We start from the raw sequence: 25,650 nt of genomic DNA, 5'->3' as shown, positions 1-25,650 counted from the left end.
CCAGCTCGACTAGTATGAGAATAGTTGTCTGGTTGTATAAAGTCTAATATCTAATCGAGCCTTGGTGATGCCCAAGGCCTGTATTTTGTACTTACCGTGAGTCCGATTTAGCTAAAGTGCTAGTTCTAAAGCTAAGCTGCAAAATGAGTTAAGAGCTAATGATGACTGCTGCTAGCTGACTACTCTTGTCGTTGACTCGCTATGGCCGCAGCGACCTTCGGATGATGCTTGGTACGCCAATACCTTTTATGTAGTTCATCTACAACAAAGAGTACTGAGGCGGTAGCGAGCAAAATCAACCAGTGACCGAGGCTAATTGGACTGATTTGCAGCGCATCACTGAGTCCTGGTGTATACATGGCACCAATATGGATCCCCTGTGCAACGACAATACCGATAAGTAATATTGGGTTACTAAACCAAGGGATCTGTAATATCGACCTGTGTTCTGAGCGGCTATTGAGGGCATGTACATTTTCAAACAGCACCATCAACATTAACGTGAGGTTACGGGCTTCTGCTTCACTGGAGCCTGTTTGCAGTAATATGGTAAATAAACCAAATGCGATCAGCCCCATGGTGAGTGCGCTCGAACAGACCCTTTCGAGCATCAATCGATCGAAAATAGGCTCCTTAGGCGACCGCGGTGCTTGAAGTAGTTCTTTGCCTTCGGCAGGTTCGAAGGCGAGTGCAACATCCTGTACCCCATTGGTGACAATATTTAGCCAGAGGATCTGCAGCGGGAAAAGTGGGATTGGCAATGCAAACAATACGCTGAGGATAAACAGCAAGATCTCTGCAGCACCTGTGCTGATCAGTAAGTAGATCACCTTGCGAATATTGTTATATACGACGCGACCTTCAACAATCCCCTTTACAATGGAGCTAAATTTATCATCGGTTAGCACCAATGAGGCGCTCTCTCTTGCGACATCAGTACCTCTAAGTCCCATGGCTATTCCCACATGGGCGTGTTTTAAGGCGGGGGCATCATTAACGCCATCGCCTGTCATGGCGACAAACTCTCCCTGCCTGATAAGCGACTGAGTGATCTCCATCTTCTGTTGCGGTTTGACCCTAGCAAACACTCTATGATTGGCGACAAGCCGGTCAAATGTATTGATATCCTGCAATCTTGCTTGTTCAAGTGCTGGCCCCGTAATCGCACTATCAGTTTCATCTGCAATCTTAAGTTGTTTGGATAAGGTGAGGGCGGTGGCAGGGTGATCGCCAGTTATCATCGCGACTTTAATGTGCGCTTTTCGGCATGCTGCAACGGCCTCGATAGCGTCGGGTCTAAGGGGATCGCTCATGGCGACTAAACCGAGAAGTTTCAGCCCACTAAAATGATCATCTATAGGAGTACCTAAGCCGTGAGCGACAGCTAGTACACGATATCCTTGCTGCGCCATTATGTGGGCTTGATTAAGCACCTTTTGTCGTAACATTTTGTTAATCGAGCACATGGGGATAAGTTTCTCTACCGCTCCTTTTACTGAGATCATAGGGCCTAACGAGCTATTATCTATGCTGGCACTAAAGCCTTTTTCTGACTCATAGGGGAATAAGTTCAGCCGTTGCTGTACTGGATCGAAAGGGAGTTTGAACTTGTGGCCTAAGACAAGAAACGCAAGATCGACGCCATCACCATCGGCGTGCACGTGATGCTCCTCAAAAACTAAGTGCGCTTCATTAGCGAGTGTCCCCGCCGTGACTAACTGCTTAAGTGTGGATTCACTTGTTAAGCTGCCTGCCACTAAGTGATTGCTCTCTGAATTAGGTTGAATTAAGTCAACCTGAGTCTGTTCTCCAGAGGGATACACACCACCTATGGGGCTGAGTCCTTCGCCGGAGACAAGGTAAACCTGCTCATTAGTAAGCCAAATTTGACCAATGGTCATCTCGTTGACCGTTAATGTGCCAGTTTTATCGGAGGCGATAAACGTACAAGAGCCGAGTGCTTCCACTGCAACGAGTTTGCGCACAATCACGTTAGCTTTAGCCATTCGTTTCATACCGATAGCAAGAGCCACGGTAATGGCAGCCGGAAGCCCCTCAGGGATCGCAGATACAGCTAATGCAACGCCGAGTAAGAACACGTCAGAGAGCGGTGCGCCTCGAAGTAGAGTCAGGCCAAATATGAGCGCGATGATGATGATTATGGCTATCGCGATACGTAGAGTGAATAGATCGATTCTTTGCATCAGCGGTGGCTTGGTGCTACCGCCCTGGTGGACTAAATGGGCTATCTGCCCTATTTGAGTATTGGCTCCGGTCGCAATGACCTCGCCTTCGGCTCGCCCATGGGTGACTAAGGTTCCAGCAAAAGCCTGTTTTTTATTGCTAACAGAGGCGGACTCTCCTGTGAGAGCTGACTCATCAACTTGAAATAAATTTGCTTGTTTTAAGCTGATATCTGCACCGATACGATCGCCGCTGTTGAGTATGACCCAGTCACCTGCCACTAGATCTTTGCTATCAACAAGCATTGGGTGGCCATCACGGATAACGCGGCTCTGCTGCGGCACCATATGCGCTAATGAGTCGGCGGCTTTTTGAGCTGAAAATTCTTGAATCGTGCCAATAAGCGCGTTAATAAGTAAAACAATGGAGATAAAAAAAGCATTGATAAGTTGCCCGAGGAGTAAGCAAACAATCACTGCAACCAATAGCACATAGATAAATGCGCTACGAAATTGGATAAGAAACAGTTTAAAAAAACTATTCCTAAGCGGCTTAGGCAAGCAGTTTGCCCCATTTTGCTTTAACCGCTCCCGTGCCTGCTCGGTTGTCAGCCCCTGAATTGCCACATAGCCTCCAGCAGTACAGCTTTGCTTCGTCCCTTTATCTATAGTCAATAATTATAGGGCAAGATATGTTTTCAGGCGTTTAATTGACCAGTATCAAAGGTACACGGTTGTCGGGGCTTCCACTTTAACTATGGTTAAATTTGGCGTGCTTTTTAGCTCTGTGTTTGGCAATGACTCTTTGATATTTTCCTCTTATGCTCGCCAAGATTGAGGAACACTGGCTGGATTGCGAGATCTGACTATAAACTTTAAATTTATTTGGCCCATGACGACGACAGATATTGAACTGCGGGTATAAGCTTTGTAGCTGCAGCGCGTCTTTCTCTGGTGATAACTCAGGGTTAAGTTTATACAGCTCACCACCGACTGGACGAGTGTGAATAACGGGCGTTGCATCAATAACGGCGATACGTTTGAAGTCAGTATTAGCAATAAGGTGAGGCCACAGGGCATCGAGTCCCCACCCAGATGGACTTTGGCCCAAACTCTCTTTTAGGGTGATCAACGCACTGGCCGAAAAAACGGGCACCATCACCTCTACAAAATTACTGTAGCGCAAAACTGAGTGTGGTTGACGCAATAAGCTTGAGTGCGAGAAGTAAGAATCCATGGTCAGTGCTGGTTGTGCCAGCGCTAAGCCAAAACCATCAAAAAGACTGAACATCTTATTGATAGTATTAGCGTCAGTCATGATGTCATCATCGGGTAACCAGACTGCATCATATTGCGATATGATCGCCCAGTTGGCTTCAACGAGCTTATGGATTATTGGCCACTTGCCACCTTTTACTTGCTCATAATAAGTCGCTTCAGCTTGGTAATGATTAGGCTTATCGCCAAAGTAACTTAAGAATAAGTCAAAATTAGGGACTGCATTTTCTAACCAATGCGGATGCAGGGAGTTATCGCCTACACGGGCAATGACTAAGTATTTTTTCATATCAAATGGCTCTATAAATGTCGCTATTGCGCAGTAAAAGCTGGCATGGTTTGTTTGGTTGCGAGTGTATTTAGGAACACTTGGCTGGCCGTCAATGCTTCATCAATTGTCACGTCCATATCTAAGTAGCGATAAGTGCCTAATCGACCGACAAAGGTGATATTTTTTTCTTGTTTAGCCAGTTGGATATAGCGCTCAAGTAAGGTGTTATCTTCACTAAGCCTCACTGGATAATAGGGAGTGTCATCTGCGGTTGCTTCGCGGCTGTACTCTTTAAAAATCACTGTTCTTGAGTGTGTCTCCCAAGGGGTAAAGTGCTTATGCTCACTGATCCGTGTATAGGCTTGGCTATTATCGCAATAGTTAATAACAGCATTGCCTTGATAGTCCCCTTCATGGGTTTCTTTATCAAAGTCTAAGGTTCGATAGGGGAGTCTACCGAGCTTAAAATCAAAATACGCATCTAACGGCCCTGAGAAAAAAACATGATCGTACTCGGATTTCATTGTGGCGCAAAAGGCCGAATCGAGTTGCAGTGCAATGTTAGGGTGATCGAGTAACTTTTCTATTAAGGGGGTATAGCCCTCAATCGGCATTCCCTGAAATGGGTGGTTAAAATAATTATCATCGTAATTAAATCTAACAGGCAGCCGTTTTAAAATACTCGCAGGTAGCGTATCTGGTGAACGTCCCCACTGCTTAATGGTGTAGTATTTAAAAAAAGCTTGGTACAGCGATTCACCAATCATTTTTTGCGCTTGTTGTTCAAAATTCTGTGGTTCGATAATGCTGCTATCTGCTTGTTTAGCAATAAATTGCTCAGCTTCAGCGGGTGACATCCGCGCATTAAAAAACTGATTTATTGTATGCAGATTAATTGGCAATGAGTAAACCTGCCCTTGGCTCATCGCCTTCACTCTATTGGTAAATGGCATCATTTGCCCAAGTTGGGTGACATAGTTCCAAATGTGCGCTTTATCTGTGTGGAAAATATGAGGGCCAAAGTGGTGCAGCATTACATTGCTATGAGGATCTCTTGAAGAGTAGCAGTTACCAGCAATGTGTTTGCGAGGTTCAAATACTGTTATTTGGTGGCCAGCTTTGGCGAGCTCATTGGCAATAACAGCACCAGAGAACCCCGCTCCAGCGATTCCGATCTTAAGTATCATATATTCAGCATTAGCTATCAGTTAACTTGGGGTAAGTTTACATGACTCAAACCTGATGTGAGTAAGATTTATCGCTTCGAAAATAAAAAGTGGCGTTGGATGTATACGGGGATGGGGTGTTATGTTTTTATGTTGCAGACTTGTTATTGTCGTGGGTTGGTGTAGGTTTAAAACCGCTAAAGCTAATCAGTGGACACCTAGGAGAGGATTATTACGACCTCGATAGATAAAGACAAAATACTGGCAAAGTTAACAGCTGAAAACGCGTTAATAGAACAAGAAAATGCCTCGTTACGCGAACAAAATAAAGTCTTACAGCAAAAGCTCAATGCTGCGTTAGATGGAACCGGCTTGTGTTTGTGGGAGCAGCATATTCCCAGCGGTAATTTAACCATGTTTAATATGGAGTGGGGGTCACTGCTCGGTTACACCATAGATGATCTGGCAGCCCATATCGATAGCTGGAAAGGTAATCTTCATCCAGAAGATCGTGATTGGGTGATCGCTAACTTTGATGATCATATCAAGGGGAGAACTGACTCCTACGATGTGACCCATAGAATGTTGCATAAAGATGGCTCGGTAACTTGGGTATCAGATCGTGGGCGGGTGATTGAATTTGGCTTGAGAGGGGAACCATTACGGATCATGGGGACGCATGTTGATATAACGAAAGAGAAACGCTACGAGCAGGAGTTAGCTAAGCTTGCTCATCGCGATCCTTTAACTGAGCTGTTCAATCGACAAGCTATCATTGAGGTGTTTAATAGCTCGCGTCAATCTTCAATAAAGGGTGCCTTAATGTTTATCGATTTAGATGACTTTAAGGCTAACAACGACCGCTATGGACATAAGTTTGGCGATAGCTTACTAATTAAAATCGCAGAAATGCTGCAGCTGCAGGTGCAAGAGTCCCAAGTAATCGCAAGGCTTGGAGGTGATGAGTTTGTTGTGCTGTTTGAGTTTAGTGATAAAGCATTACTTGCTTGTATAGCAGACAGGATCTTGAGTGCTTTTATGGGGTCTATCGAGGTCGAAAATAGGCATGTGACAATTGGGATGAGTATCGGGATCAGTTTATTTTCAGATCAATCTTTTAGCTTTGCCTATGAACAAGCCGATCGTGCAATGTATGAGGTAAAGCGCCAAGGAAAAAACGGCTACCGTTTTGCTTGACGCTACACAGGCGTTATACCGAGCTGATTATTAGGGCTGAGCTCCCGACTTAAATTGATGAAACTCTCAGCTGCGGGGGTAAGTGGTAAGTTCTTACGCCAAATCAGTGCTAAATCCCATGTTAGCGCTGGTGATAGTGGTCGGTATAACAGTTCTTTTGAGGCGATTTTATCGCAAATTGGCTTAGGTAATATGGCTATGCCCATCTTAGCCTCTACCATCGCGGCGATAAAATCCCATTGGCCACTCTGAGCGGCAATATTAAGCTCTACATTGGCCTTACGGCTTAGCCTATGGATAAGCTTTGACAGAGAAAAATCATCGTTATAGAGAATAAAAGGATGAGGCTCAATAGCTGACCAGGTAATGGCTCTGGACTTTGCCAGCAAATGCTCTTTCGGAATACAAGCAAGTAGGGGATAGCCTTTGAGGTTATGGCTATCAAACTCGTGTGAATGAGTTGTAGGTAATGCGGTAAAGGTTAGATCTAGCGTGTCATTAAGCAGAGCTTGCTCCGCACCATATCCGCCGAGCTCGACAATACTAATCTCTATTTTTGGAAAGCGTTTTCGATATTCTGATAAGAGATTGATGATCATCTCTCCCATCATAGGACATACCCCTAAGCGAAGCTGCCCTGTTTGTAATCCATTTAAGTTGTTTAAATCTTCTTGTAACCTATGCCATTGTCCCACTATCTGCTTCGCGGTACTTTCAAGCATTCTGCCTGCTTCTGTAGCAATGACTTTTTGGTTATTTCGGATAAGTAGAGGTTGTTCTAGGTGTTCCTCCAAACGCTGGATCATCTTGCTCAGTGTCGGCTGAGTGAGGTGTAACTTTTCAGCAGCTCGGGTGTAATTTCCCACCTCAAGTAACGTAATAAAGCAGTGTAAGCTCTTAATTGGTACGTTCATGCTTTTATGGAATCCAGTTGATAGTTATTATTCATTTTACTAATAATAGGATAAGGATTACTTTGACCGCAAGCACACTGTTGTGTCTATTTTTGTTGCAATTAATAGGAAATAAAATGAAGGCATATCAAGGTTTATTCGCTCAAGCACTCTATTTAGCTGCCAAGCCATTAGATAAAGAACAGAAACAAAAACTCAATGCCAACTCTGGTCAGCGTCAATGTTCTGCGCAAAAAACCAAGAGTAAGGTGCGCTAATCCTAGGCAAAGTATCACTGCTAGAACCGTTTTACTTCCAACCAAAGTTCCAATTTCTTTGCTGCATTAGCTCGCACCAATTAATTTGATATTCGGTGCGAGTCAGCACTGCTTCAATAATGCACAAGCTGACTTCCCCCTCTTCATCAAACTCCACCTTAGTGACCATAAAATGCTTCTGCTTTTCTTTAGGTTTAATGGCTGTCCATTTACTATGAAGCAGCTTTTTTGGGTTTAATCTATTCATACCGATTAATTACGTTGGCAGTGTAGGATAAAGATCACTCTCTATGCATAAATAATACTAAAGGAGTTGAGGGATTGTAATAAGCGTTCTGCGCTGCAATAAGCTGCACAGAACTGAATATATGAATGATGATGTTAATTGAGTAACTCATGATTGGCTGGCAATTGACGACTGATCCATAATACTAATTTGTGCTTCATATTGGGGCCATCTTCTTTATCTTTTGATAATGCTTGGATCAGATTATCTTGCACCAGTAATCGATAGATACATTCAACTTTGTCTTTGGGAGAGATCCCTTGACCAAAATCGGCAAAGCCTCTTTTCTTGGCATAGCCAACACCAATTTCTAACGCGAGTTTGAGTAGCTGTGCATCGTGCTTACCTGACTTCATAGTAATGCTCTTTTTTCAATTGATGTAGCTATAACGTTACCTGAAATAAGGCCGAAGGCAATAGTTATCTTTCAGATTCTTATAGGTAAAACGCGACTAACTTTGATGTTTTATTTTTATTTATCATCGCCTTTTACCATTTGACCTAGGTCATCAATCATTCAGTTTTCACGGCATTAACAATCAAATTTGTCTAAGCTAATACTAGGTTGTTGTAACCGGAGATAGCGATGGACAAAGTATTTATTATTTCCCAAAGAGAAGAGGCCCATGTCAACGCAATATCGGCGGGGATAGAACTTGCTAGAGTGCTAGGAAAGCGTGCTGAGGTATTTGCCTATAGTTTTGAATACTTTGGTAATGCTGAGTATTACAATCCCAAGTTTGTTGCCGTGGCGCAAAAACATGTGATGAAGCAGCGCATGGCGAAAGTTGAGCAAGAGTTAGAGTGTATCGATGCCGCAGACACGCCAGCCCATAGTGTGTGGAGTAAAGATCTGTCAGAACATGCATGTCATCACTCTAAGCGACATGGTTTCGATTTAATGGTTAAAGGAGTGCATCACGTTGATCATTATCTTCCATTGGACTGGAGTCTTATTCGTCATACCCGAATACCATTAATGCTGTTAACGGATAATCCGCTACAGAACAATAATACTGTGATGATGGCGTTAGATCTTGGTAGTAGCAAAACGATAAAGAAACAATTAAATCATGCCGTTATTCGCCAGGCTGTTGCTTTGGCTGAGGCCACAAGCTGCGAGCTACATCTTGCATTTGTTATTCGATTGCCGCAGGTGATCCACGATATGGAAATTGTCGACATCCATGGAATGATAAGAAAAGCTCGGGAAACACATCAAGAATTGTTTGATGAGCTCAATATTGACCCTAAATGTATCCATATTACTGTGGGTGAACCGGATCTGTGTATTTATCAATTAGCCTGTAAGCATAAGGTGCGTTATTTAGTGCTTGGCGCGGTTCAGCGTCAGGGCGTTTATGCTTATGTGGTGGGAAATATGGCAGAATCAATACTCAACCGTATTCGCAGTAATGTACTTATCGTGCCTGCGCGTGAAGGTGTTTTGCAACCTCTAACGTAAAGCTCACATAAAAAAACCACCTAGGTTAAGGTGGTTTTTAAATGCGATATACCAATGAGTATTAGCCGTGAAAACAGCTCAGTACTTATTTAGTTGAAAACTCGTTTTCAACTAAATGCTGCTTGTTTTCTGCTTGTGGCGTATGACACTGAGTACAGTTGTAATATTCGTTGTTTAGTTTGCCATCAGCTAACATATGCGATGGGTCCACTGCAGTCGCTTTCATACGTTTAGCTTTAGCAGGGCTGTGACAACTGATACATCCATTTCTCTTTAGCGTGATTGGATAATCTGCCTTGTGTGGGATCATCGGCGGCTGGTGTACAAAAGTACGCTCGATAGATTTTCCACGCTTTGGATAAAGCGGCGCTGGGTCGGCGGCTCGAATATCTGTGATCTCAGACTTACCAAGTGAGCTGATGTTTACCGGCTCTGCTTGAGTGTTCGCTTGCTGACCAGTGCAAGCACTAAGCGCCATCACTAGCGCAGCTAAGGTGAGTAGTTTTTTCATTGGGTGTTCTCCGCCTTTAGGGCAATTCGATTTTGATATTTTCGATTTTTAAACTGGAAAACGCGTTGAGCACAAACATCGATACATCGGCCACATTGAGTGCAATCACTGCTGATTATCATAGGTTGTTTTCCTTTAAGTGCAGGTTTTAAGACCTGTCTTTCAGGGCATACAACAAAGCAATCCATACAGTTGTCACACGCTTTTGCATTGACGGCAGATACCTTTACCGGACTGACTTTGCCGAGTAGGCCAAAGAGTGCACCTGTTGGGCACAAGTGTCCGCACCATGCTCTTTCACTGATAAATAGATCCAGTAAGAAGATAGCTGCTAAGATCCATAAACCGCTGCCAGCGCTAAACAATGTGGCGCGATACAAAATAGGTACAGGGTTAACCCATTCCCATACTGTAAGGCCTGTCAGGACTGGCAGAACGAGCACAAGTGCTAGCAGATAGTAACGTAAGTTTCTAGGCATCTGCGTTGTACGCGGCAAGTTCAGTTTGCGTCGTAACCAGCTTGCAAGATCTGTCACTATGTTCACGGGACAGACCCAGCTGCAAAATACTCGCCCGCCTAGCACTGCATAAAACAAAGCAATAATGGCGGCACCGAGTATGAGGCTAAGCTCGGGTAGATGCCCTGTCAGCAACACCTGCAAGGTGGTAAGTGGATCAGATAAAGGCACCACACCTAAGGCTTCACTGGTAGAGAGGTTGCCTTTAAGCAACCACAATCCTAATAAAGGTGCTAACAAAGGACTAATGGCAAACAGTGCAAAGACACTGACTTGGCTTAGGCGGCGAAGAAATAGGAATTTGTGGGCACGCCACCATCCTAGCTCTTTAATTGCCGCCTTCGCAAAACCATGTGTTGTCGGTTTTTGCTTTAGTGGTTGGCTCATAATGCAAGCCCCTTGTTTAACATCTCAAGTGTGGTGGATTCGGTATTGATATATGTATCGTGTGCTGCCGTTTTACCTAAAGCAACATGAGTCGGTAACACTTTGATCGCAGCTTGCTCTAGCACGCAAGCATGTTCGCATTTACCGCAGCCTGTACAGCTATCGCTGTTGACTGTAGGTAAAAACATGGCGTGATGACCACTACGGGCATTGTGTTGCATATTAAGGGTGATAGCGTCATCAATTAGCGGGCAAACCCGGTAACAAACATCGCAACGTAGCCCTTTAAAGTTCAGGCAATTTTTCTCATCGATAAGTACCGCAATTCCCATTTTAGCGTCTTCAATATCCGTTAAATTGTGATCAAGCGAACCCGAAGGGCAGGCCTTAACACAGGGGATATCTTCACACATCTCACAGGGTATTTTGCGCGCAGTAAAGTAAGGCGTGCCCGTTGGCGCACCCTCAAACCAGCGAGCGAGTTTGAGGGTGTCGTAAGGGCAAGCTTCTACACATAAACCACAACGCACACAGGCCGAGAGAAAATCATCTTCACTTAATGCTCCTGGCGGTCTAATCGCGAAGGGGTCTAATTGAGTTGATTGTTTTGCAACTGCCGTTAATCCCATTCCTAGTAAGCTCATCGCACAGCCTGCTTTTGCCGTGGTGGCTAAAAACTGACGGCGATTAACGCCTTTTGCTTTGAACTTACTTTGATTGACCGTACTCATTTGCTGCCTTTTCTCCGCTTTGCTCAAGCGATTAAGTTAAATTTGTTTGTGAAAGACTTACGCTTTCATCACTTTAACTGGACACTTCTTGAAGTCTGTCTCTTTTGACAGCGGATCCGTCGCATCAAGTATTAACTTGTTGACCAGCTGGCGCGCATCGAAGAATGGCATAAATGCCACGCCTCTTGGTGGTTTGTTGCGGCCTTTAGTTTCAACACGGGTTTTCACTTCACCACGAGGTGAAGCCACAATCACTTCATCACCACGCTTTAGACCACGTGCTTTAGCATCCTCAGGATGCATAAAGATTTGTGCATCTGGGTAGGCGCGATAAAGCTCTGGCACGCGAGCTGTCATCGAACCTGTATGCCAATGCTCAAGTACACGGCCGGTTGATAACCAGATATCATATTCTTCGTTTGGTTCCTCTGCTGCAGGCTCAAAGGGGAGGGCGAAAATAACCGCTTTACCGTCTGGCTTACCGTAGAAGTTAAAGCCTTCGCCAGCCTTAACATAAGGATCGCTACCTTCAACGAAACGGCGTAGGGTTTCTTTGCCATTCACCACAGGCCAACGTGCACCACGGTTTTCATGATAAGTATCAAAGTCCGCTAAGTCGTGTGCATGGCCGCGACCAAACTGGGCATATTCTTCAAATAGTCCTTTTTGTACGTAGAAACCAAATGCATCAGACTCATCATTTAGCTCAGATTTACATTCAGAAGCAGGGAACTTGTCCACAACGCCGTTAGCATAAAGTACGTCGTAAAGTGTCTTGTCAGCGTACTCAGGCTTCTTAGCAATCAGCTCAGCGGGCCATACTTCAGATACCTTAAAGCGCTTTGAAAACTCCATTAGCTGCCACAAGTCAGATTTTGCGCCTTCAGGTGCTTTAACTTGCTGGTGCCACATGTGAGTACGACGTTCAGCATTACCATAAGCGCCTTCTTTTTCTACCCACATTGCCGTTGGTAGAATCAAGTCCGCCGCCATAGCTGTAACCGTCGGATAGGGGTCAGACACGACAATGAAGTTTTCAGGATTACGGAAACCAGGATACATTTCATCGTTAATGTTTGGACCGGCTTGCATGTTATTGGTACACATAGTCCAGTAACAGTTCAGCTTGCCATCTTTAAGCATACGGCTTTGCAATACAGCGTGGAAACCAGGCTTTGGCGGAATAGTGCCCTCTGGTAATTGCCACAGTTTTTCAGCTATTTCACGGTGTTTAGGGTTTGCTACCACCATATCGGCAGGTAAACGGTGTGCAAACGTACCCACTTCACGCGCAGTACCACAAGCAGACGGTTGGCCTGTTAGTGAGAACGGGCTGTTACCCGGCGTTGAAATTTTTCCGGTTAGCAAGTGAATGTTGTACAGCATGTTGTTCGCCCAAACACCACGTGTGTGCTGGTTGATCCCCATGGTCCACAAACTCATCATTTTCACGTTTGGATCGGCGTACGCTTTAGCCATAAGCTCTAGCTTTTCTGGCTCTACACCACTCATTTGGGCTGCGTATTCAAGCGTGTAGGTGCTCACAAACTTGGCGTACTCATCAAAGCTGATTGGCGCAAACTTACCATTACCTGGGTTTTTCGCTTTTTGCTCTAATGGATGCTCTGGACGAAGACCGTAACCGATATCCGTTGTACCTAGAGCAAACTTAGTGTGCTTATTAACGAAGTCTTTGTTTACCGCATCGTTTTGAATGATGTAGTTAGCAATATAGTTAAGAATAACTAGGTCAGACTGTGGACGGAAAACCATGGCGTTATCGGCTAAATCGAAGCTACGATTTTCGTAAGTTGATAATACGTGTACGCGACTTGTTGGGCTGCTCAGACGACGATCTGATAGGCGAGCCCACAAGATTGGGTGCATTTCAGCCATGTTGGCGCCCCAAAGCACAAACTGATCAGCAGCTTCTAAGTCATCATAACAACCCATAGGCTCATCAATACCAAATGTACGCATAAAGCCAACAACCGCAGATGCCATACAGTGACGGGCATTAGGGTCGATGTTGTTAGTTAAGAAACCCGCTTTGTGTAGTTTAGAGGCAGCATAACCTTCCCAAACTGTCCATTGGCCAGAACCAAACATACCAATAGCGGTAGGCCCTTTGGTGTTAAGGGTGTGCTTCCACTTCTCAGCCATGATATCAAACGCGCTATCCCAGCTGATTGGTGTGAATTCGCCTTCTTTATCATATTGACCATCTGTCATGCGCAAAAGCGGTGTAGTAAGGCGATCTTTGCCGTACATGATCTTAGAAAGGAAGTAGCCTTTAATACAGTTAAGGCCTTTGTTCACAGGGCTTTCTGGATCACCTTTAGTGGCAACGACTTTGCCATTATCTGTACCCACGAGAACGCTACAACCCACGCCACAAAAACGGCAAGGTGCTTTGTCCCACTTGATGCTATCTTTTTGCTCTGCAGCTTCAACTATCTTAACTGGCAGAGTCGCACCGACGGCTGTTGCAGCTGCAACGGCGGCGTTGGCTTTTAGAAACTCGCGACGGCTAATGCTCATGGTGTTCCTCACTCTTCTCTTCAACTGGATCGACTTGGTGATAAATCAGACTGCTATTAATAACGCCTTCTAAGGCGTTTATTGCTTCAACGCTATCGAGGATGGCACGCTGGGTCTCACCTTCAACGGTGACCACAAACTTGCCTTCGTCAGTAACGGCATGTATTTCGGTGCCTGTTAGAGCAGATATTTTGCTCTTAATCTCTGTCACAGCATGGGGCGCGGCATGCACCACTAGACTGGTAATATGAAATTCTTGGCTCATCTTGTTACCTTTTATAATGGGGTAAATAACGCTGTTCTTTAAGTAGTGCAGTTGCTATCTACCAAGGTTGATATCGAGTCTAGACCTCATATATTTTGTGGGTATACCTCACAAGGGGTATTGAGGTTTTTTGTCGACAAAGATCAACTTTTTGATGGTGATCTAGTTCGCAAATTTACCATTAAACACTATAGGCTTGTTTGAATTTCATCCATACGAAATGTTAGCTTGCGCTACATTAAAAACTCAAAATATTCAGAACCTTGGTTAATGATAATTATTCTTGTTTGGCGGGTGGGAATGACAGTTTGTAAGCCGTGTACTTGCCCAATAAAGGCAAAGATTAGTGGTTAATATCCAGTGAGTTCCATATAGCCCAAGCCATTGTGGCTACCCGATATTTTGATCGGGCCTTCCCAGTAAGGGATAGACAGTGGCATGCTTGAGTCGCTATTGAGAGCTTGAGTGTTAAGCTTGATGTTTTCCGAGGGGATCGCTATCTGCCAAGTGACAGGGTAGCGCCCTGACGGGGTTTGCTGCCATGCGGTTGCAGTCATTGATATTTGATCTGTGCTGATGTTATGACCCCTGCCGTCAGGGTACATACGTCTGCCACTATAAAAGTGCTGTTTGTCACCACTGTTATCCCTTAGCTGAAATAACATTAATGCAGAGCCATCATCTAGCTTTAAGGCGAACCAATCCCAGCCCTGCTGAGTTTTTGATAAAAACTGCGAACTCCATTCTCTATCAAGCCAGGCATCACCCGAAACATGAGTGGTTTTACCATCTTGCTCGATAGTGCCTGTGACCTTGATAAAAGGTTGACTATAGTAGTAGCTAGCAACAGTGCCGCTGGCATTTTTACGACTATAGCCTCGCTCGCCTTGCAGTTGAAAAGGCGACTGACTATCTAGGGTTAATTGATAATTAAAGTCAGCAGTGACTACCGACAGTATTGCAGGAAACAGTTGCTCGTTGTCGCTGCGCCATTGCCAACCATCTTGTTGAATAATCAAGGGCGAGGTTTGTGTGCCGGCAAAGTATTGATTACCCCTTGACCACTTTTCTTCGGTTAAATGTAGTTGCTTACTGGTGAGTGCAGTGTGCGACATATATAACTGCTGAGTCTGCCAAGCTGATTGAGTGGCTTTGTTATTGCTGGTTTCATTTTCATCAACACTGGGTGGAGCAAGCGCGATACGAAACTGTGTCCATTGCAGGCCAAGTTCTTCACCTGTGTCTGTTTTTAGATTCGCGGTTAAATACCACCATTCCTGGCGAAAATCATCATGTGCCTGATGGTCCGCCGGAAACGTGAGTGCTACGCCGGGCAACACTGGCGCATAACCTTGAGTATTACCATCTAATAGCTGTCCCATACCGGGTGTACTGCCTGGCTCTGAGTCACAACCGCAGAGTGAAAACAGAAGGAGTAAATAACAGAACAGTTTCATAGTGCTTCCTGTTGTAAGCTGCTAATGAGTGGTTTTCTGGTCTGCCAAAATAGCGGCAATATTACTGCAATCGCACTGGCAATCATGGCGATAACAAGCACTCTAAAGTAGGCCTGCCAGTCCCAAACCATGGCAATACTCCAGCCAAAGGCCTGTAAAGTGACTTTGTTAATCAGTAAATAGCCGAGTAATGCGCCAGTTGGCAGAGCAAGTAAGCAGGTAAATAGTACGATAAGCAGCATTTGGCCACAGACTAAAGTACGTAACTGATAGCGGCTCACTCCAAGGGAGTAAAGCCGCGCTAAGGGCGCTTGCCTTGCTTGAGTTAACATTAGGCAAGCGCTGAAAAGGCCAATTGCCGCGACCACTAAGGTCAAGCTATTGAGTACCAAAGTGATAGAAAAAGTGCGTTTAAAGATCTTAAGTGCGCGCTGCTTTATTTTAGTTTGGTTATACATCTGTGCGGGTGACAGTGGCACCTTTGTTTGCAGTATCAATTCAAGTTCAGTGATATTGTTAGCATAACTAGCTGCAATGCTGGTGGGCTGTGTGGGGAGCTTGAGCTGCTGCCAAGTATGTTGACTTACAATGACCTGACCCAATGGATTACCGTAATCATAGAAGATGGCACCAATGGACAAGGGGGCAAGCGATACCTTGTCAAACTCAGGTAGACTGATTTTATCACCCACATTAAGTTGGTATTTGATTGCCATCGGCTCACTGATCATGAGGTTATTACCACTGAAAAAGTGCTGCCAATGATGATCCGATTGCGCTTTTATCTGGTTGCTGTTTCTGAGTGAATGCGCATCGCGGGTCATTAGGCTGACAGGGGCCTTTTGATAATGGCTATTATGGATCCATTGGCCATATATTGCGGTAACCTTAGGTAGCTCGGCTAATAACGCTTGTGTTTGGGTCACTTTATCGCTGGGTGGGCGGATATACAGGTCGGCATACAGTCTGTCGTCGAGCCAGTGTTTTAAGGTGATTTCAAAACTGCCGACTAAGGTATTCATCGAAATGTTGGCGGTTAACGCCAGTAGCATGGCCATCATCGCCAGCGACAGTGGCGCAATAAGCTCTTTACTTTCAGCCACGGCATACTGCCACAGGCCGTTACGTGTAATACGCTCCACCACCGATAGCCCCATTTGCAGCGCCAGCGGCAATAGCAGTGGTATGGCAATGGTTACTACGCCTAATAATATCAGGCTATGTTGATAATCTTGGGTAAACGGAAACAAAACCGCGCTAATCAAGAGTAGAGAGATCGCGATAAAAAATAGCTTTCTTTGCTGCTTCTTAGCATGACCTTGCTGTTCATAGCGGCTCGCACTACGTGCTAAAGGTTGTTTCGCTAAGGTGGTAAACAGTGGGAAACAAGCAAGCAGGGCGGCAAAGAAAGTCAACCCAACGGCTTGATATAGCCAGCTCCACTGCCAAAGCCCAGGCATCAGCCTTGCGCCATAAAGCTGCTCGAGTGTGAGTGCAATCATAGGTTGTAACCAGTGACTTAACTGCAAGCCAAGAATAAATCCAGCAAGCGAACCGAGCAGCACTAAACTGAACAGCTCGATGAGTAATGCAACCAGTAATGCCCGTTGTGGCACGCCTTGCTGCTGTAATTGCACTAACAGCCTTTGTCGCTTGAGCAGGCTATAGCGCACGCCGTTATAGGCGATAAAGAGTCCGACGACAAATGCCAATAAGCTCATGGCGGTGAGATTTAAGTGAAAACTACGGGTTAAACTGGTGAGGCCTTCACCGTCATCTTGTACGGCAAAATCAAAATGCTCACTCGTCTGCTCATTAAAGGCTTGCTTGACCAGCTCGGTAAGCGTGTCGGCTTGACCAAATAGGGCGATATAGCTTAATTGACCGGGTCGATTGAGTAGCTGCTGTGCAAGAGAGATATCCATTAAAATGGCGTTGCCGAGACCTAGGCTATCATCGAGTGAAATAACATTAAGCGTTTTGCCGTTAAGCTGTATTTCCCCCTTGGGAGCAACGTTGTCGGCAAAGCTTTTACTCATCAAAATATACGGCGCAGCAGATAACAACTTTGCTAAAGGAAGGTTGGCTGATAATAGCGAGCGGTGGCTTTTATCTGGGCTGCTTATCGCCGTGCTTGAGGTGTGATTCTTGTTTTTACTCTGACTCTGAATTGATAAGGCGGCGACTAAATCACTCGCTTGTATATCCCAACGTCTGCCTTGCTCATCGGTGACGGTATCGTTTATTACCGCTAAGGCTTGATTTATACCTGCTTGTTTTAAAGTAAAATAAACTGACTCATCAATTGATTTTTTGCCTGTGATTGGCGTGAGTAATAACTGCGCCCTTTGGCTTAGTAGCTCCGTCGCTTCAGAGTAACTGCGCACTGCGTTTTCATTGGTGGCTCTAACACCAATAAGCAGGGTTACCGCCAGGATAATACCGAGTAAAATAGCCCCCGCTTGCAGAGGCGATTTTAAGTAGTGACGAGCAAACACGCCCAGACTTAAGCGTATCGTTAGGCCAAAACCTGAACCGTTATTTGAGCCGCTACTCATGGATTTGCCCTTGCTCTAGGTGCCAGCGCCTTTTCATAAAAGCGGCGCATTCATTGCTGTGAGTCACCATTAAAATACTGGTTTGTGACTCCTCGGCGAGTTGGGTGAGGAGCGCCATAACTTGCTGACCGGCTTTCTCATCGAGGTTACCTGTCGGTTCGTCGGCCAATAATAGCTGCGGCTTATGAGCGAGTGCGCGCGCAATAGCGACCCGTTGTTGCTGGCCGCCTGAGAGGGTTTCTACATGTCTGTTTTTTACGTCATCAAGCCCAAGCTGGGTAATTAAGTAATCACACCATGGGCTCCATTTCTGTTGGTTCAAGCGCAGTGAAAAAGCGATATTGTCACGAACATTGAGCGGGGTTAGCAGATTAAATTGCTGGAAAACAACACCGAGGTGTTGGCGTCGAAATTGGCTCCACTGTTTATCTTGCCAGAGGGTGGTGTCATTTGAGTTGAGAAACAATTGGCCTTGCTTGATAAATTCAAAACCGCCAATGATGTTGAGTAAGGTACTTTTACCACTTCCGCTAGGACCTGTCAGTGCGACTGTGTCGGCGACATTGAGCGTTAAGTTAATATCGGCTAATACCTGATGATATTTATCACCATCAGTAAAGCCCTTAGATACGTGGTTCAGGCTGACAATTTCTGTACTCATGACTTCCCCTGTTACAAGAACTACTTTCTCTAGCCATAATCAATTTAACATGTTTCATGTGTCATGTTTAATCTTCCCTAGTGATTACGCATTTTGTTATTACGTATTGGTATCTTAATAGGATCGTATCCTTACTGACTTATTTGTTTTTCGGCTCGTAGATAGCAATATTGACTGCAGAATGGACTAAAAACCGACACTGCATTGCTCAATAAATAAACTGGCTTTGTGTTGAATGCTGATGCTTGAGGTGATTTAATGAAGTCGTTATTTCAAGTTCATCATAGAGTTAGTGCCTAATAAGAAGTAAATGGGTCTCTTTTATTCGGTGCAAAGTCACAGCCTTGCCTACACTGTGTTTGAGTGTTTTTGCTAAAGAGCGTGACAGGCCTTTCTAGCAAGATAGTATGGCCGCTCTTTGTTGTAAGCCAATAAAACGTTAACCACTGTGGATTATGGATATGAGCAGACTTCGTTCTTTTCGTAGTAGAATTTTATCGCAAATAGCGCTGCCTCTTATCGCTATTATGACGGTGGTCTTTAGTATTAATGCTTGGCTGAATTATCAAGATGAAGAGCAAGATATCTATGAGCAGCTTGGCCAAAAAGCGCAGAGCGCTGCCCTGCATTTAGAGTATTTCTTAGAAACCGCAGAAACCGATACGCGCTCTATTGCCGATTTTTTGTCTGAAGCGGATGACGATGACTTATACGCTGATGAAATGACGCTTAAACAGCTGCTAACCCGTCGCCTTGATAGGCATGCCGATTTCTACGGCAGTGCCATCGCGTTTAGCAAATTTGCTATTGATAACCGCGAACTGTTTGCACCTTACGCCTATCGAGAAAATGGCAAAGTTTTGACCTTAGACATTGGCGCCGATAGCTACGATTATACCAACGGTGAGTGGGACTGGTGGAGTAAAGCCATCAATGATATCAATGGTTATTGGTCGCAACCTTATGTGGATGAAGGGGCGGGTAATGTGTTGATGGTGAGCTTTTCTCAACCCTTTGGTGAACAGCCCCCTTTCTTGGGCGTCGTGACGGTTGATTTAGCGCTAAATGAAATTCCTAATATGGTTGGGATCTCGCCCAAACGTATCGTTGTTATAGATGAAAAAGGTCAACTTATTTATCATCATAATCAGGGATTGTTGCTGCAAAGAGGTGCAGATAAATGGCTGGCTAAAACAGCTGATAACCAAGGGTTTATCGATTTAGTTAACCGAGGTAGTGCAGGTTATTCCTATATAGAAGACAGCTTAGGAGAACGATATCTAGCCAGCGTTGGGGTGGTACCTACGTTGAATTGGCGGGTGGTGATTATGACCGCTGAAAGTCATCTCCATAACGAGTTTCTTCGTGACTTTTCCTCTTTAAGTCTCAACTTATTGTTACTGTCAATTTTGCTGTTATTAACGGGCTATATAACCTCTCGGCGCTTAACTCGGCCTATTGAAGAGTTAGAAGCGGGGATTGTTGCCTTCGGTGCGGGAAAAACCAAACGGATAAAAAAACCCCACGGAGCTGCCAGTGAAATCGCGACCTTAACCAATAAATTTAATGATATGGCTGAGGTGTTAGAAGAGCGTGAAGAAGCGCTGCTTGATTCTCGCGGTAATCGTTTTGCTAAGTTGATTGATGGTATGAGTGATAAGTCATTTTATTGCTCGGTTGACCCAAGTGGTCAGATAGATCAGGTGAGCGAAGGGGTCGAGAAAGTCTTAGGTGTCTCAGCTGAACTACTCAAACGTAAATATCAGCGTATGTTCTCCGACAATCCCATAAACGAAGTTAATTGGCAGTATATGGACCGAGCATTGCTCGGTGAAAATGTACCGCCACACCAGATAGAGATGATTGATGCTTCGGGTAAATTACGTCATTTAGATGTATTTATGCAGCCGTTATTATCTGACCAAAAAGTGCTGCTTTCGATTGAGATATTATTTAACGATGTCACTGAGCAGTTTTCTGCCGCGGCATGGTCGAATGCGGTACTCGAATCTGCACCAGAGGCGATGCTTATTGTGGATGAGTCGGGCAAGCTGGTGTTTACCAATAGCCGCTGCCAATTGCTATTTGGTTACAGTGAGCAGCAGATGCTGGCGATGTCAGTAGATGAATTGGTGCCAGAGGCAATCCGCGCCAATCATGCCGATTTCCGTTCTCAGTTTGTCGCCGAAGGACGCGACCGAAAAATGGGCTTTGACTCATCCTCTATCTTGATGGCAGTGAAAGCAGATGGGAGTGAGTTTCCGGTTGAAATAAGCCTAGGTTTACTCCCCGTAGATGCCGATGGCAAGCGTCAAATCGCGGCGTCAGTGAGAGATATGACGGTCGAACTTGAAGTCGCTCAGCGTATAAAAGACAGCGAAAATCGCTTTAGAGGTTTAGTCACTAATATTCCTGGCGCTGTTTATCGCACGCGTATTGGTGAGTTATGGGTGATGGAGTATGTCAGCGAAAACATCATCGATATTACCGGGTTTCCTGCATCGGATTTTATTGAGAATGCGACTCGTAGCTTTGTCAGCTTGATTGTTGAACAGGATTTGGCATCCACCAGTCAAACGATAGAAGATGCGCTATTAGCGCATAAAAGTTTTGAAGTGCAATATCGCATAAAACATCGCGATGGCAGTATCCATTGGGTGCATGAAAAAGGTAACGCGATATATGGCGATGATGGGCATGTGCTGTGGTTCGATGGCAGCATCAACGACATTACCAGCAGTAAATTAGCCCAAGAAGAAATTGCCCAATCCCAGCAACAACTTGAGACGATTACCGAGTCTATCCCTAGTACGGTTTACCAGTTACATTGGTGTAGCAATACCGAACGTAAATTTACTTTCCTATCTAACGCATGCATAGCCACTTTAGGTCTTCATCGCGATGAAGTGCTCAATAACTTTGATCAAGTTGCAGAGCGCATCATCAGTGAAGATCATTCACGCATTATTGAGGCATTGGCGGGTAAAAGTAGTAAGGGTTTACGCTGGACCGAAGAGTTTAGGTATCGTCATCCCATCGGTGATATTCGCTGGCTACAGGCTGGTGCTCACGGCAGTGTACTCGCCGATGGTTGCATTACCTGGAACGGCTATTTAATGGATATTACCGATCGTAAGAAAATCGATAAAGAGCTCGAGGATCGCGAAGCTCACTTTAGGGCATTATTTGATAATGCTGGGATCGGCATTGTCAATGTTGATGAACGCGGGAGCATACTCGACTGTAACGAGCAATTTAGTCAATACATGCAAGTGGCGACGTCTGAGCTCAAAGGACGTTCTTTCTTTGACTATCAATACAGCGAAGATCGTGATGATGCCAAGGCCTTGTTCCGGGAGCTTACTGAAAATGGTAATGACAGCATTACCACCGAAGTGAGGTTACTAAACGATTCTGGCGAGTTAATGTGGATGGATCTCACTTTGACCCGATTACAAGATAAACAGGGCGAGTCAAAGTCAGTCGTGCTATCGATGGCTGATATTACTTCGCTTAAGCAGCTATCGGTTGAGCTGCAGCAGGCTAAGGACAGTGCTGATGCAGCCAGTAAGGCTAAGAGCGACTTTTTGGCGAATATGTCCCATGAAATTCGCACTCCGATGAATGCCATTATCGGCATGTCCCAGCTTTGCTTACAAACCCATCTTGATAAAAAACAGCTGAACTATGTCGAGAAAATAGATCGAGCCTCTCAATCTTTACTTGGCATTATCAATGATATTTTGGATTTCTCTAAAATTGAAGCCGGAAAACTGGATATCGAATCCGTACCCTTTCAGCTCGATACCATGCTCGAAGATCTCAGTGACATGTTCTCAGCGAAAGCGGCAGACAAGCAGCTAGAGTTATTGTTTGCGGTTGCTCCCAACATTCCTAGGCATTTAGAAGGTGATCCGCTGCGTTTAAGCCAGGTGCTGATTAACTTAATGAATAACGCCATTAAGTTCACTGAGCAGGGTGAAATTCTGCTGTCTATTAGCCAGCTCGCACAGGCTGACGACGACATATTACTCAAGTTTAGTGTGCGTGATAGTGGCATCGGGCTGACAGAAGAGCAGCGCAATAAACTGTTTAAATCATTTAGTCAGGCCGACACGTCAACCACACGTAAGTATGGCGGCACAGGGTTAGGCTTGGCCATTAGTAAACAGCTGGTGGAATTGATGGGCGGCGAAATTGGCGTCGATAGCCAGTTTGGAAACGGCAGTACTTTCCACTTTACAGTGCGCTTAAATATTGCGGATAAAAAACTACTCAAAGTCAGTCAAGAAGTCGAAGGCATGCGGATCTTAGTTGCTGATGATAATGCAACTGCGCGAGATATTTTACGCTCAACCTTAGAGAGCATGGGCTTTGAAGTCGACACGGTTAGAAGTGGTTTTGAAGCGGTAGAGCGCTGCAAGAATCAAGACTACCCGGTGGCATTAATCGACTGGTTAATGCCAGAGATGAACGGTGTAGAGGCGGCGACTAAAATCATATCTGAAAACAGTAATCCGCCTAAAGTGTTACTGGTTTCTGCCCACGCTAATGAGGCGTTCATCGAGCAGATAGAGCAAAGTGATATTGCAGGTTATATCACTAAGCCTATCAGTGCTTCGCGTTTGCTCGACGGTATCATGCTATCGCTAGGCAAGAATGGCGCCATGCCAGTTAGGCGCAAGGGCTGTGATGTTAATCAGCAGTTGCTGGCACAATTGCAGGGTAAGCGCATCTTATTGGTTGAAGATAATGAGATGAATCAGGAGGTGGCAACAGAGTTTCTTGAGCAAGTCGGAGTGGTGTTATCGATTGCAGAAAATGGTCAAGTTGCCCTAGACAAACTCGCTCTACATACCTTTGATTTGGTGTTGATGGATTGCCAAATGCCAGTCATGGATGGTTATCAAGCCACTCAAGAACTCAGAAAAATCCCACAACTTGCCAACTTACCTGTGATTGCCATGACCGCAAATGCAATGGCTGGGGATCGTGAGATGTGCCTGCGCGCCGGTATGAATGATCATATTGCCAAACCGATTGAGGTGTCGCTGCTTTACACCACTTTGCTTGAATATTTGGGCGAGGGTAACAGTGAATTTACCCCTGCCGATTTTACAGCAAGAGTTGTAGGCGACGCGGTGCTGTTTTGGCCACAGCATCAAGCATTAGATATCGATAAAGGCCTCCAGCTGGTGCAGAATTCGGTGCGCTTATATCGCAGGATTTTTGAGCGCTTTTATCATGGTCAAATCCATACGGCTGAACAAATAGATCTCGCCTTAAGCCAGGGAAAAAGCAATGATGCGATTCGATATGCGCATACGTTAAAAGGGGTTGCTGGTAATTTGTGTTCGCCCCAACTTGTAGAGCTTGCTAAGCAAATAGAATCCAAGTTACTCGACTCAACGACTGCAGATATTAACGCTGAATTAGTAGAACTTGGCGAACTTATCGACTCGATTTGTAACGCCATTGCAAAATGGTTATCACGCCTTGAGCAAGATGATGTAAAGCTGCCAGAAAAGAGTAAGACCTTATTGTCTGAAGCAGAGTTGGCAACTGCAGTGCGTGAGTTATTAACTATGCTAGAAGAGGCGGATTCAGACGCCGTGGATAAAATGACTGATATTCGCGAGCAGGTTTCGGAGCCGGTGTGGCAAAAAATGAGCCCAGCGGTAAACATGGTCAACAGTTACCAATTTGATGAGGCCGCGGAGCTTATTGAAGCACTGTTTAGCACTGAATAATGCTTCTTTGACGGGATAACCGTTTAGCACTCAATAATGCCCTTTGACGGGGTAACAGTTTAGCAAATAGATTGATAAATACGCCTCTTCAATGAGCACTAAAAGGAGAACGGGTTTAATGGATAAAGCCACCATTTTAGTAGTGGATGATACCCCTGAGAATATTGATATTTTGGTGGGGATCCTAGGCGGAGATTATAAAGTGAAGGTGGCCATTGATGGCCCTAAAGCGTTGGCTTTAGCGGCTAAAACCACACCGGATCTTATTCTTCTTGATGTGATGATGCCGGGAATGAATGGCTATGAGGTGTGTAAACGGCTTAAGCAAGATCCATTAACCTGCCATATCCCAGTGATATTTGTGACCGCTCTCGCCGATGTTTCCGACGAAACTCAAGGGTTTGAGCTAGGCGCAGTTGATTACATCACTAAACCTGTTAGTGCACCCGTTGTGAAAGCGAGGGTAAAAACTCATTTAACCTTGTATGATCAAAAACGTCTGCTCGAACAAGAAGTGAAAGTGCGTACAAAAGAGTTAGAAGAGACTCGTTTTGAAATCATTCGTCGCCTTGGCCGGGCTGCAGAATATAAAGATAATGAAACTGGCCTGCATGTTATAAGAATGAGTCATTATGCTCGATTGTTGGCGATAGAGTCTGACCTGCCCGATAAGTATTGCGAACTTATTTATAACGCAGCACCTATGCATGATATCGGTAAAATAGGCACGCCTGATTCTATTCTAAAAAAGCCTGGAAAACTGGATGAGGATGAATGGATTGAGATGCAGCGCCACGCCGAAATTGGAGCTGAAATCATTGGTGATCACAATGACCCCCTGCTAGAAATGGCCCGTCGAATAGCATTAACGCATCACGAAAAGTGGGATGGTAGCGGTTATCCTAATGGATTAGTGGGAGAAGAGATCCCGATAGAAGGTCGCATTGTAGCAATCGCGGATGTGTTTGATGCATTAACTTCTATCCGCCCCTATAAAAAAGCATGGAGTGTGGAAGAAACGGTTGCACTCATTGAGAGCGAGGCGGGTAAACAGTTTGATCCTGAGTTGGTGGAACACTTTAAACAGATAATTGATGAGGCAATTAAGATCCGTGATGCCCACAACGAAAGTGAGTAGCATTGAGCCTATGGTAAAGATTGCTGAGCATTAAATATAAAAGGCGCATAACGCGCCTTTTTTCGGTCTATTTGTTACTGCCTACACTGATAAAAAGCGACTGCAGAACTGATAGT

At 44.9% G+C, this 25,650-nt stretch carries 19 protein-coding genes; 5 read left to right on the top strand and 14 right to left on the bottom strand.

What is annotated here, in order from left to right:
- Window positions 1–179 precede the first annotated feature (179 nt).
- The 3 genes from ACVBIK_RS14845 to glf form a co-directional block, all read right to left on the bottom strand.
- Window positions 180–2,810 (bottom strand): cation-translocating P-type ATPase, encoded by a 2,631-nt coding sequence (locus ACVBIK_RS14845; protein ID WP_447169998.1) that lies wholly within the window; start codon window positions 2,808–2,810, stop codon window positions 180–182.
- A 124-nt stretch (window positions 2,811–2,934) separates the two neighbouring features.
- Entirely contained in the window at window positions 2,935–3,750 is an 816-nt protein-coding gene (locus ACVBIK_RS14840) for a hypothetical protein (protein WP_447164508.1), read from the bottom strand.
- A 23-nt stretch (window positions 3,751–3,773) separates the two neighbouring features.
- Window positions 3,774–4,919 carry a UDP-galactopyranose mutase gene (gene glf / locus ACVBIK_RS14835; RefSeq protein ID WP_447160891.1) on the bottom strand — a complete coding sequence of 382 codons (1,146 nt, stop codon included), beginning with the start codon at window positions 4,917–4,919 and terminating at the stop codon, window positions 3,774–3,776.
- A 222-nt stretch (window positions 4,920–5,141) separates the two neighbouring features.
- Between glf and ACVBIK_RS14830 the strand changes: the two genes are divergently transcribed.
- Window positions 5,142–6,095 (top strand): diguanylate cyclase domain-containing protein, encoded by a 954-nt coding sequence (locus ACVBIK_RS14830; protein WP_447170001.1) that lies wholly within the window; start codon window positions 5,142–5,144, stop codon window positions 6,093–6,095.
- A 2-nt stretch (window positions 6,096–6,097) separates the two neighbouring features.
- Here ACVBIK_RS14830 and ACVBIK_RS14825 read toward each other — a convergent pair whose 3' ends face one another.
- Window positions 6,098–7,009, bottom strand: coding sequence for a LysR family transcriptional regulator (locus tag ACVBIK_RS14825; protein WP_447169997.1), 912 nt, complete (start codon window positions 7,007–7,009; stop codon window positions 6,098–6,100).
- Window positions 7,010–7,125: 116 nt separating this feature from the next.
- Between ACVBIK_RS14825 and ACVBIK_RS14820 the strand changes: the two genes are divergently transcribed.
- Complete coding sequence (locus tag ACVBIK_RS14820) at window positions 7,126–7,266, top strand: hypothetical protein (RefSeq protein ID WP_447160893.1); 141 nt, start codon at window positions 7,126–7,128, stop codon at window positions 7,264–7,266.
- A gap of 31 nt (window positions 7,267–7,297) precedes the next feature.
- Here ACVBIK_RS14820 and ACVBIK_RS14815 read toward each other — a convergent pair whose 3' ends face one another.
- Both ACVBIK_RS14815 and ACVBIK_RS14810 read right to left on the bottom strand, forming a co-directional pair.
- Window positions 7,298–7,513 (bottom strand): TIGR02450 family Trp-rich protein, encoded by a 216-nt coding sequence (locus ACVBIK_RS14815; protein WP_447169996.1) that lies wholly within the window; start codon window positions 7,511–7,513, stop codon window positions 7,298–7,300.
- Between the two features lie 134 nt (window positions 7,514–7,647).
- Window positions 7,648–7,908 carry a DUF5062 family protein gene (locus ACVBIK_RS14810; protein WP_447160895.1) on the bottom strand — a complete coding sequence of 87 codons (261 nt, stop codon included), beginning with the start codon at window positions 7,906–7,908 and terminating at the stop codon, window positions 7,648–7,650.
- A 230-nt stretch (window positions 7,909–8,138) separates the two neighbouring features.
- Between ACVBIK_RS14810 and ACVBIK_RS14805 the strand changes: the two genes are divergently transcribed.
- Entirely contained in the window at window positions 8,139–9,017 is an 879-nt protein-coding gene (locus tag ACVBIK_RS14805; RefSeq protein WP_447160896.1) for a universal stress protein, read from the top strand.
- A gap of 85 nt (window positions 9,018–9,102) precedes the next feature.
- Here the strand turns inward: ACVBIK_RS14805 and ACVBIK_RS14800 are convergent, their stop codons facing one another.
- The 8 genes from ACVBIK_RS14800 to ACVBIK_RS14765 form a co-directional block, all read right to left on the bottom strand.
- A complete protein-coding gene (locus ACVBIK_RS14800; RefSeq protein WP_447169995.1) occupies window positions 9,103–9,528 on the bottom strand; it encodes a nitrate reductase cytochrome c-type subunit in 426 nt (141 codons plus the stop codon).
- Window positions 9,525–10,433: a quinol dehydrogenase ferredoxin subunit NapH gene (gene napH, locus ACVBIK_RS14795; RefSeq protein ID WP_447169994.1), complete on the bottom strand. Its 909-nt coding sequence runs from the start codon at window positions 10,431–10,433 to the stop codon at window positions 9,525–9,527. The genes ACVBIK_RS14800 and napH overlap by 4 nt, the downstream gene beginning before the upstream one ends.
- Window positions 10,430–11,164 carry a ferredoxin-type protein NapG gene (gene napG / locus ACVBIK_RS14790; RefSeq protein ID WP_447169993.1) on the bottom strand — a complete coding sequence of 245 codons (735 nt, stop codon included), beginning with the start codon at window positions 11,162–11,164 and terminating at the stop codon, window positions 10,430–10,432. The genes napH and napG overlap by 4 nt, the downstream gene beginning before the upstream one ends.
- A 57-nt stretch (window positions 11,165–11,221) precedes the next feature.
- Window positions 11,222–13,705: a nitrate reductase catalytic subunit NapA gene (gene napA, locus ACVBIK_RS14785; RefSeq protein ID WP_447160900.1), complete on the bottom strand. Its 2,484-nt coding sequence runs from the start codon at window positions 13,703–13,705 to the stop codon at window positions 11,222–11,224.
- Window positions 13,695–13,970, bottom strand: a complete 276-nt coding sequence (locus ACVBIK_RS14780) for a chaperone NapD (RefSeq protein WP_447160901.1) — start codon at window positions 13,968–13,970, stop codon at window positions 13,695–13,697. The genes napA and ACVBIK_RS14780 overlap by 11 nt, the downstream gene beginning before the upstream one ends.
- Window positions 13,971–14,320: 350 nt before the next feature.
- Complete coding sequence (locus tag ACVBIK_RS14775; protein WP_447169992.1) at window positions 14,321–15,427, bottom strand: lipocalin-like domain-containing protein; 1,107 nt, start codon at window positions 15,425–15,427, stop codon at window positions 14,321–14,323.
- The gene (locus ACVBIK_RS14770; protein WP_447169991.1) at window positions 15,424–17,985 is read right to left on the bottom strand and encodes an FtsX-like permease family protein; all 2,562 of its coding nucleotides are present in this window, start codon (window positions 17,983–17,985) and stop codon (window positions 15,424–15,426) included. The genes ACVBIK_RS14775 and ACVBIK_RS14770 overlap by 4 nt, the downstream gene beginning before the upstream one ends.
- A complete protein-coding gene (locus ACVBIK_RS14765; RefSeq protein ID WP_447164518.1) occupies window positions 17,978–18,646 on the bottom strand; it encodes an ABC transporter ATP-binding protein in 669 nt (222 codons plus the stop codon). Before ACVBIK_RS14765 ends, ACVBIK_RS14770 begins: the two co-directional genes overlap by 8 nt.
- Window positions 18,647–19,101: 455 nt before the next feature.
- Here ACVBIK_RS14765 and ACVBIK_RS14760 point away from each other — a divergent pair, with 455 nt between their 5' ends.
- Window positions 19,102–24,396: a PAS domain S-box protein gene (locus ACVBIK_RS14760; RefSeq protein ID WP_447169990.1), complete on the top strand. Its 5,295-nt coding sequence runs from the start codon at window positions 19,102–19,104 to the stop codon at window positions 24,394–24,396.
- A 118-nt stretch (window positions 24,397–24,514) separates the two neighbouring features.
- Entirely contained in the window at window positions 24,515–25,534 is a 1,020-nt protein-coding gene (locus tag ACVBIK_RS14755) for an HD domain-containing phosphohydrolase (protein ID WP_447169989.1), read from the top strand.
- Window positions 25,535–25,650: the final 116 nt, after the last annotated feature.

The organism is Shewanella sp. 125m-1 (genome assembly GCF_052977065.1).
Note: the sequence above shows the minus strand (reverse complement) of the source record. Positions and strands in the feature narration are given on the sequence as shown.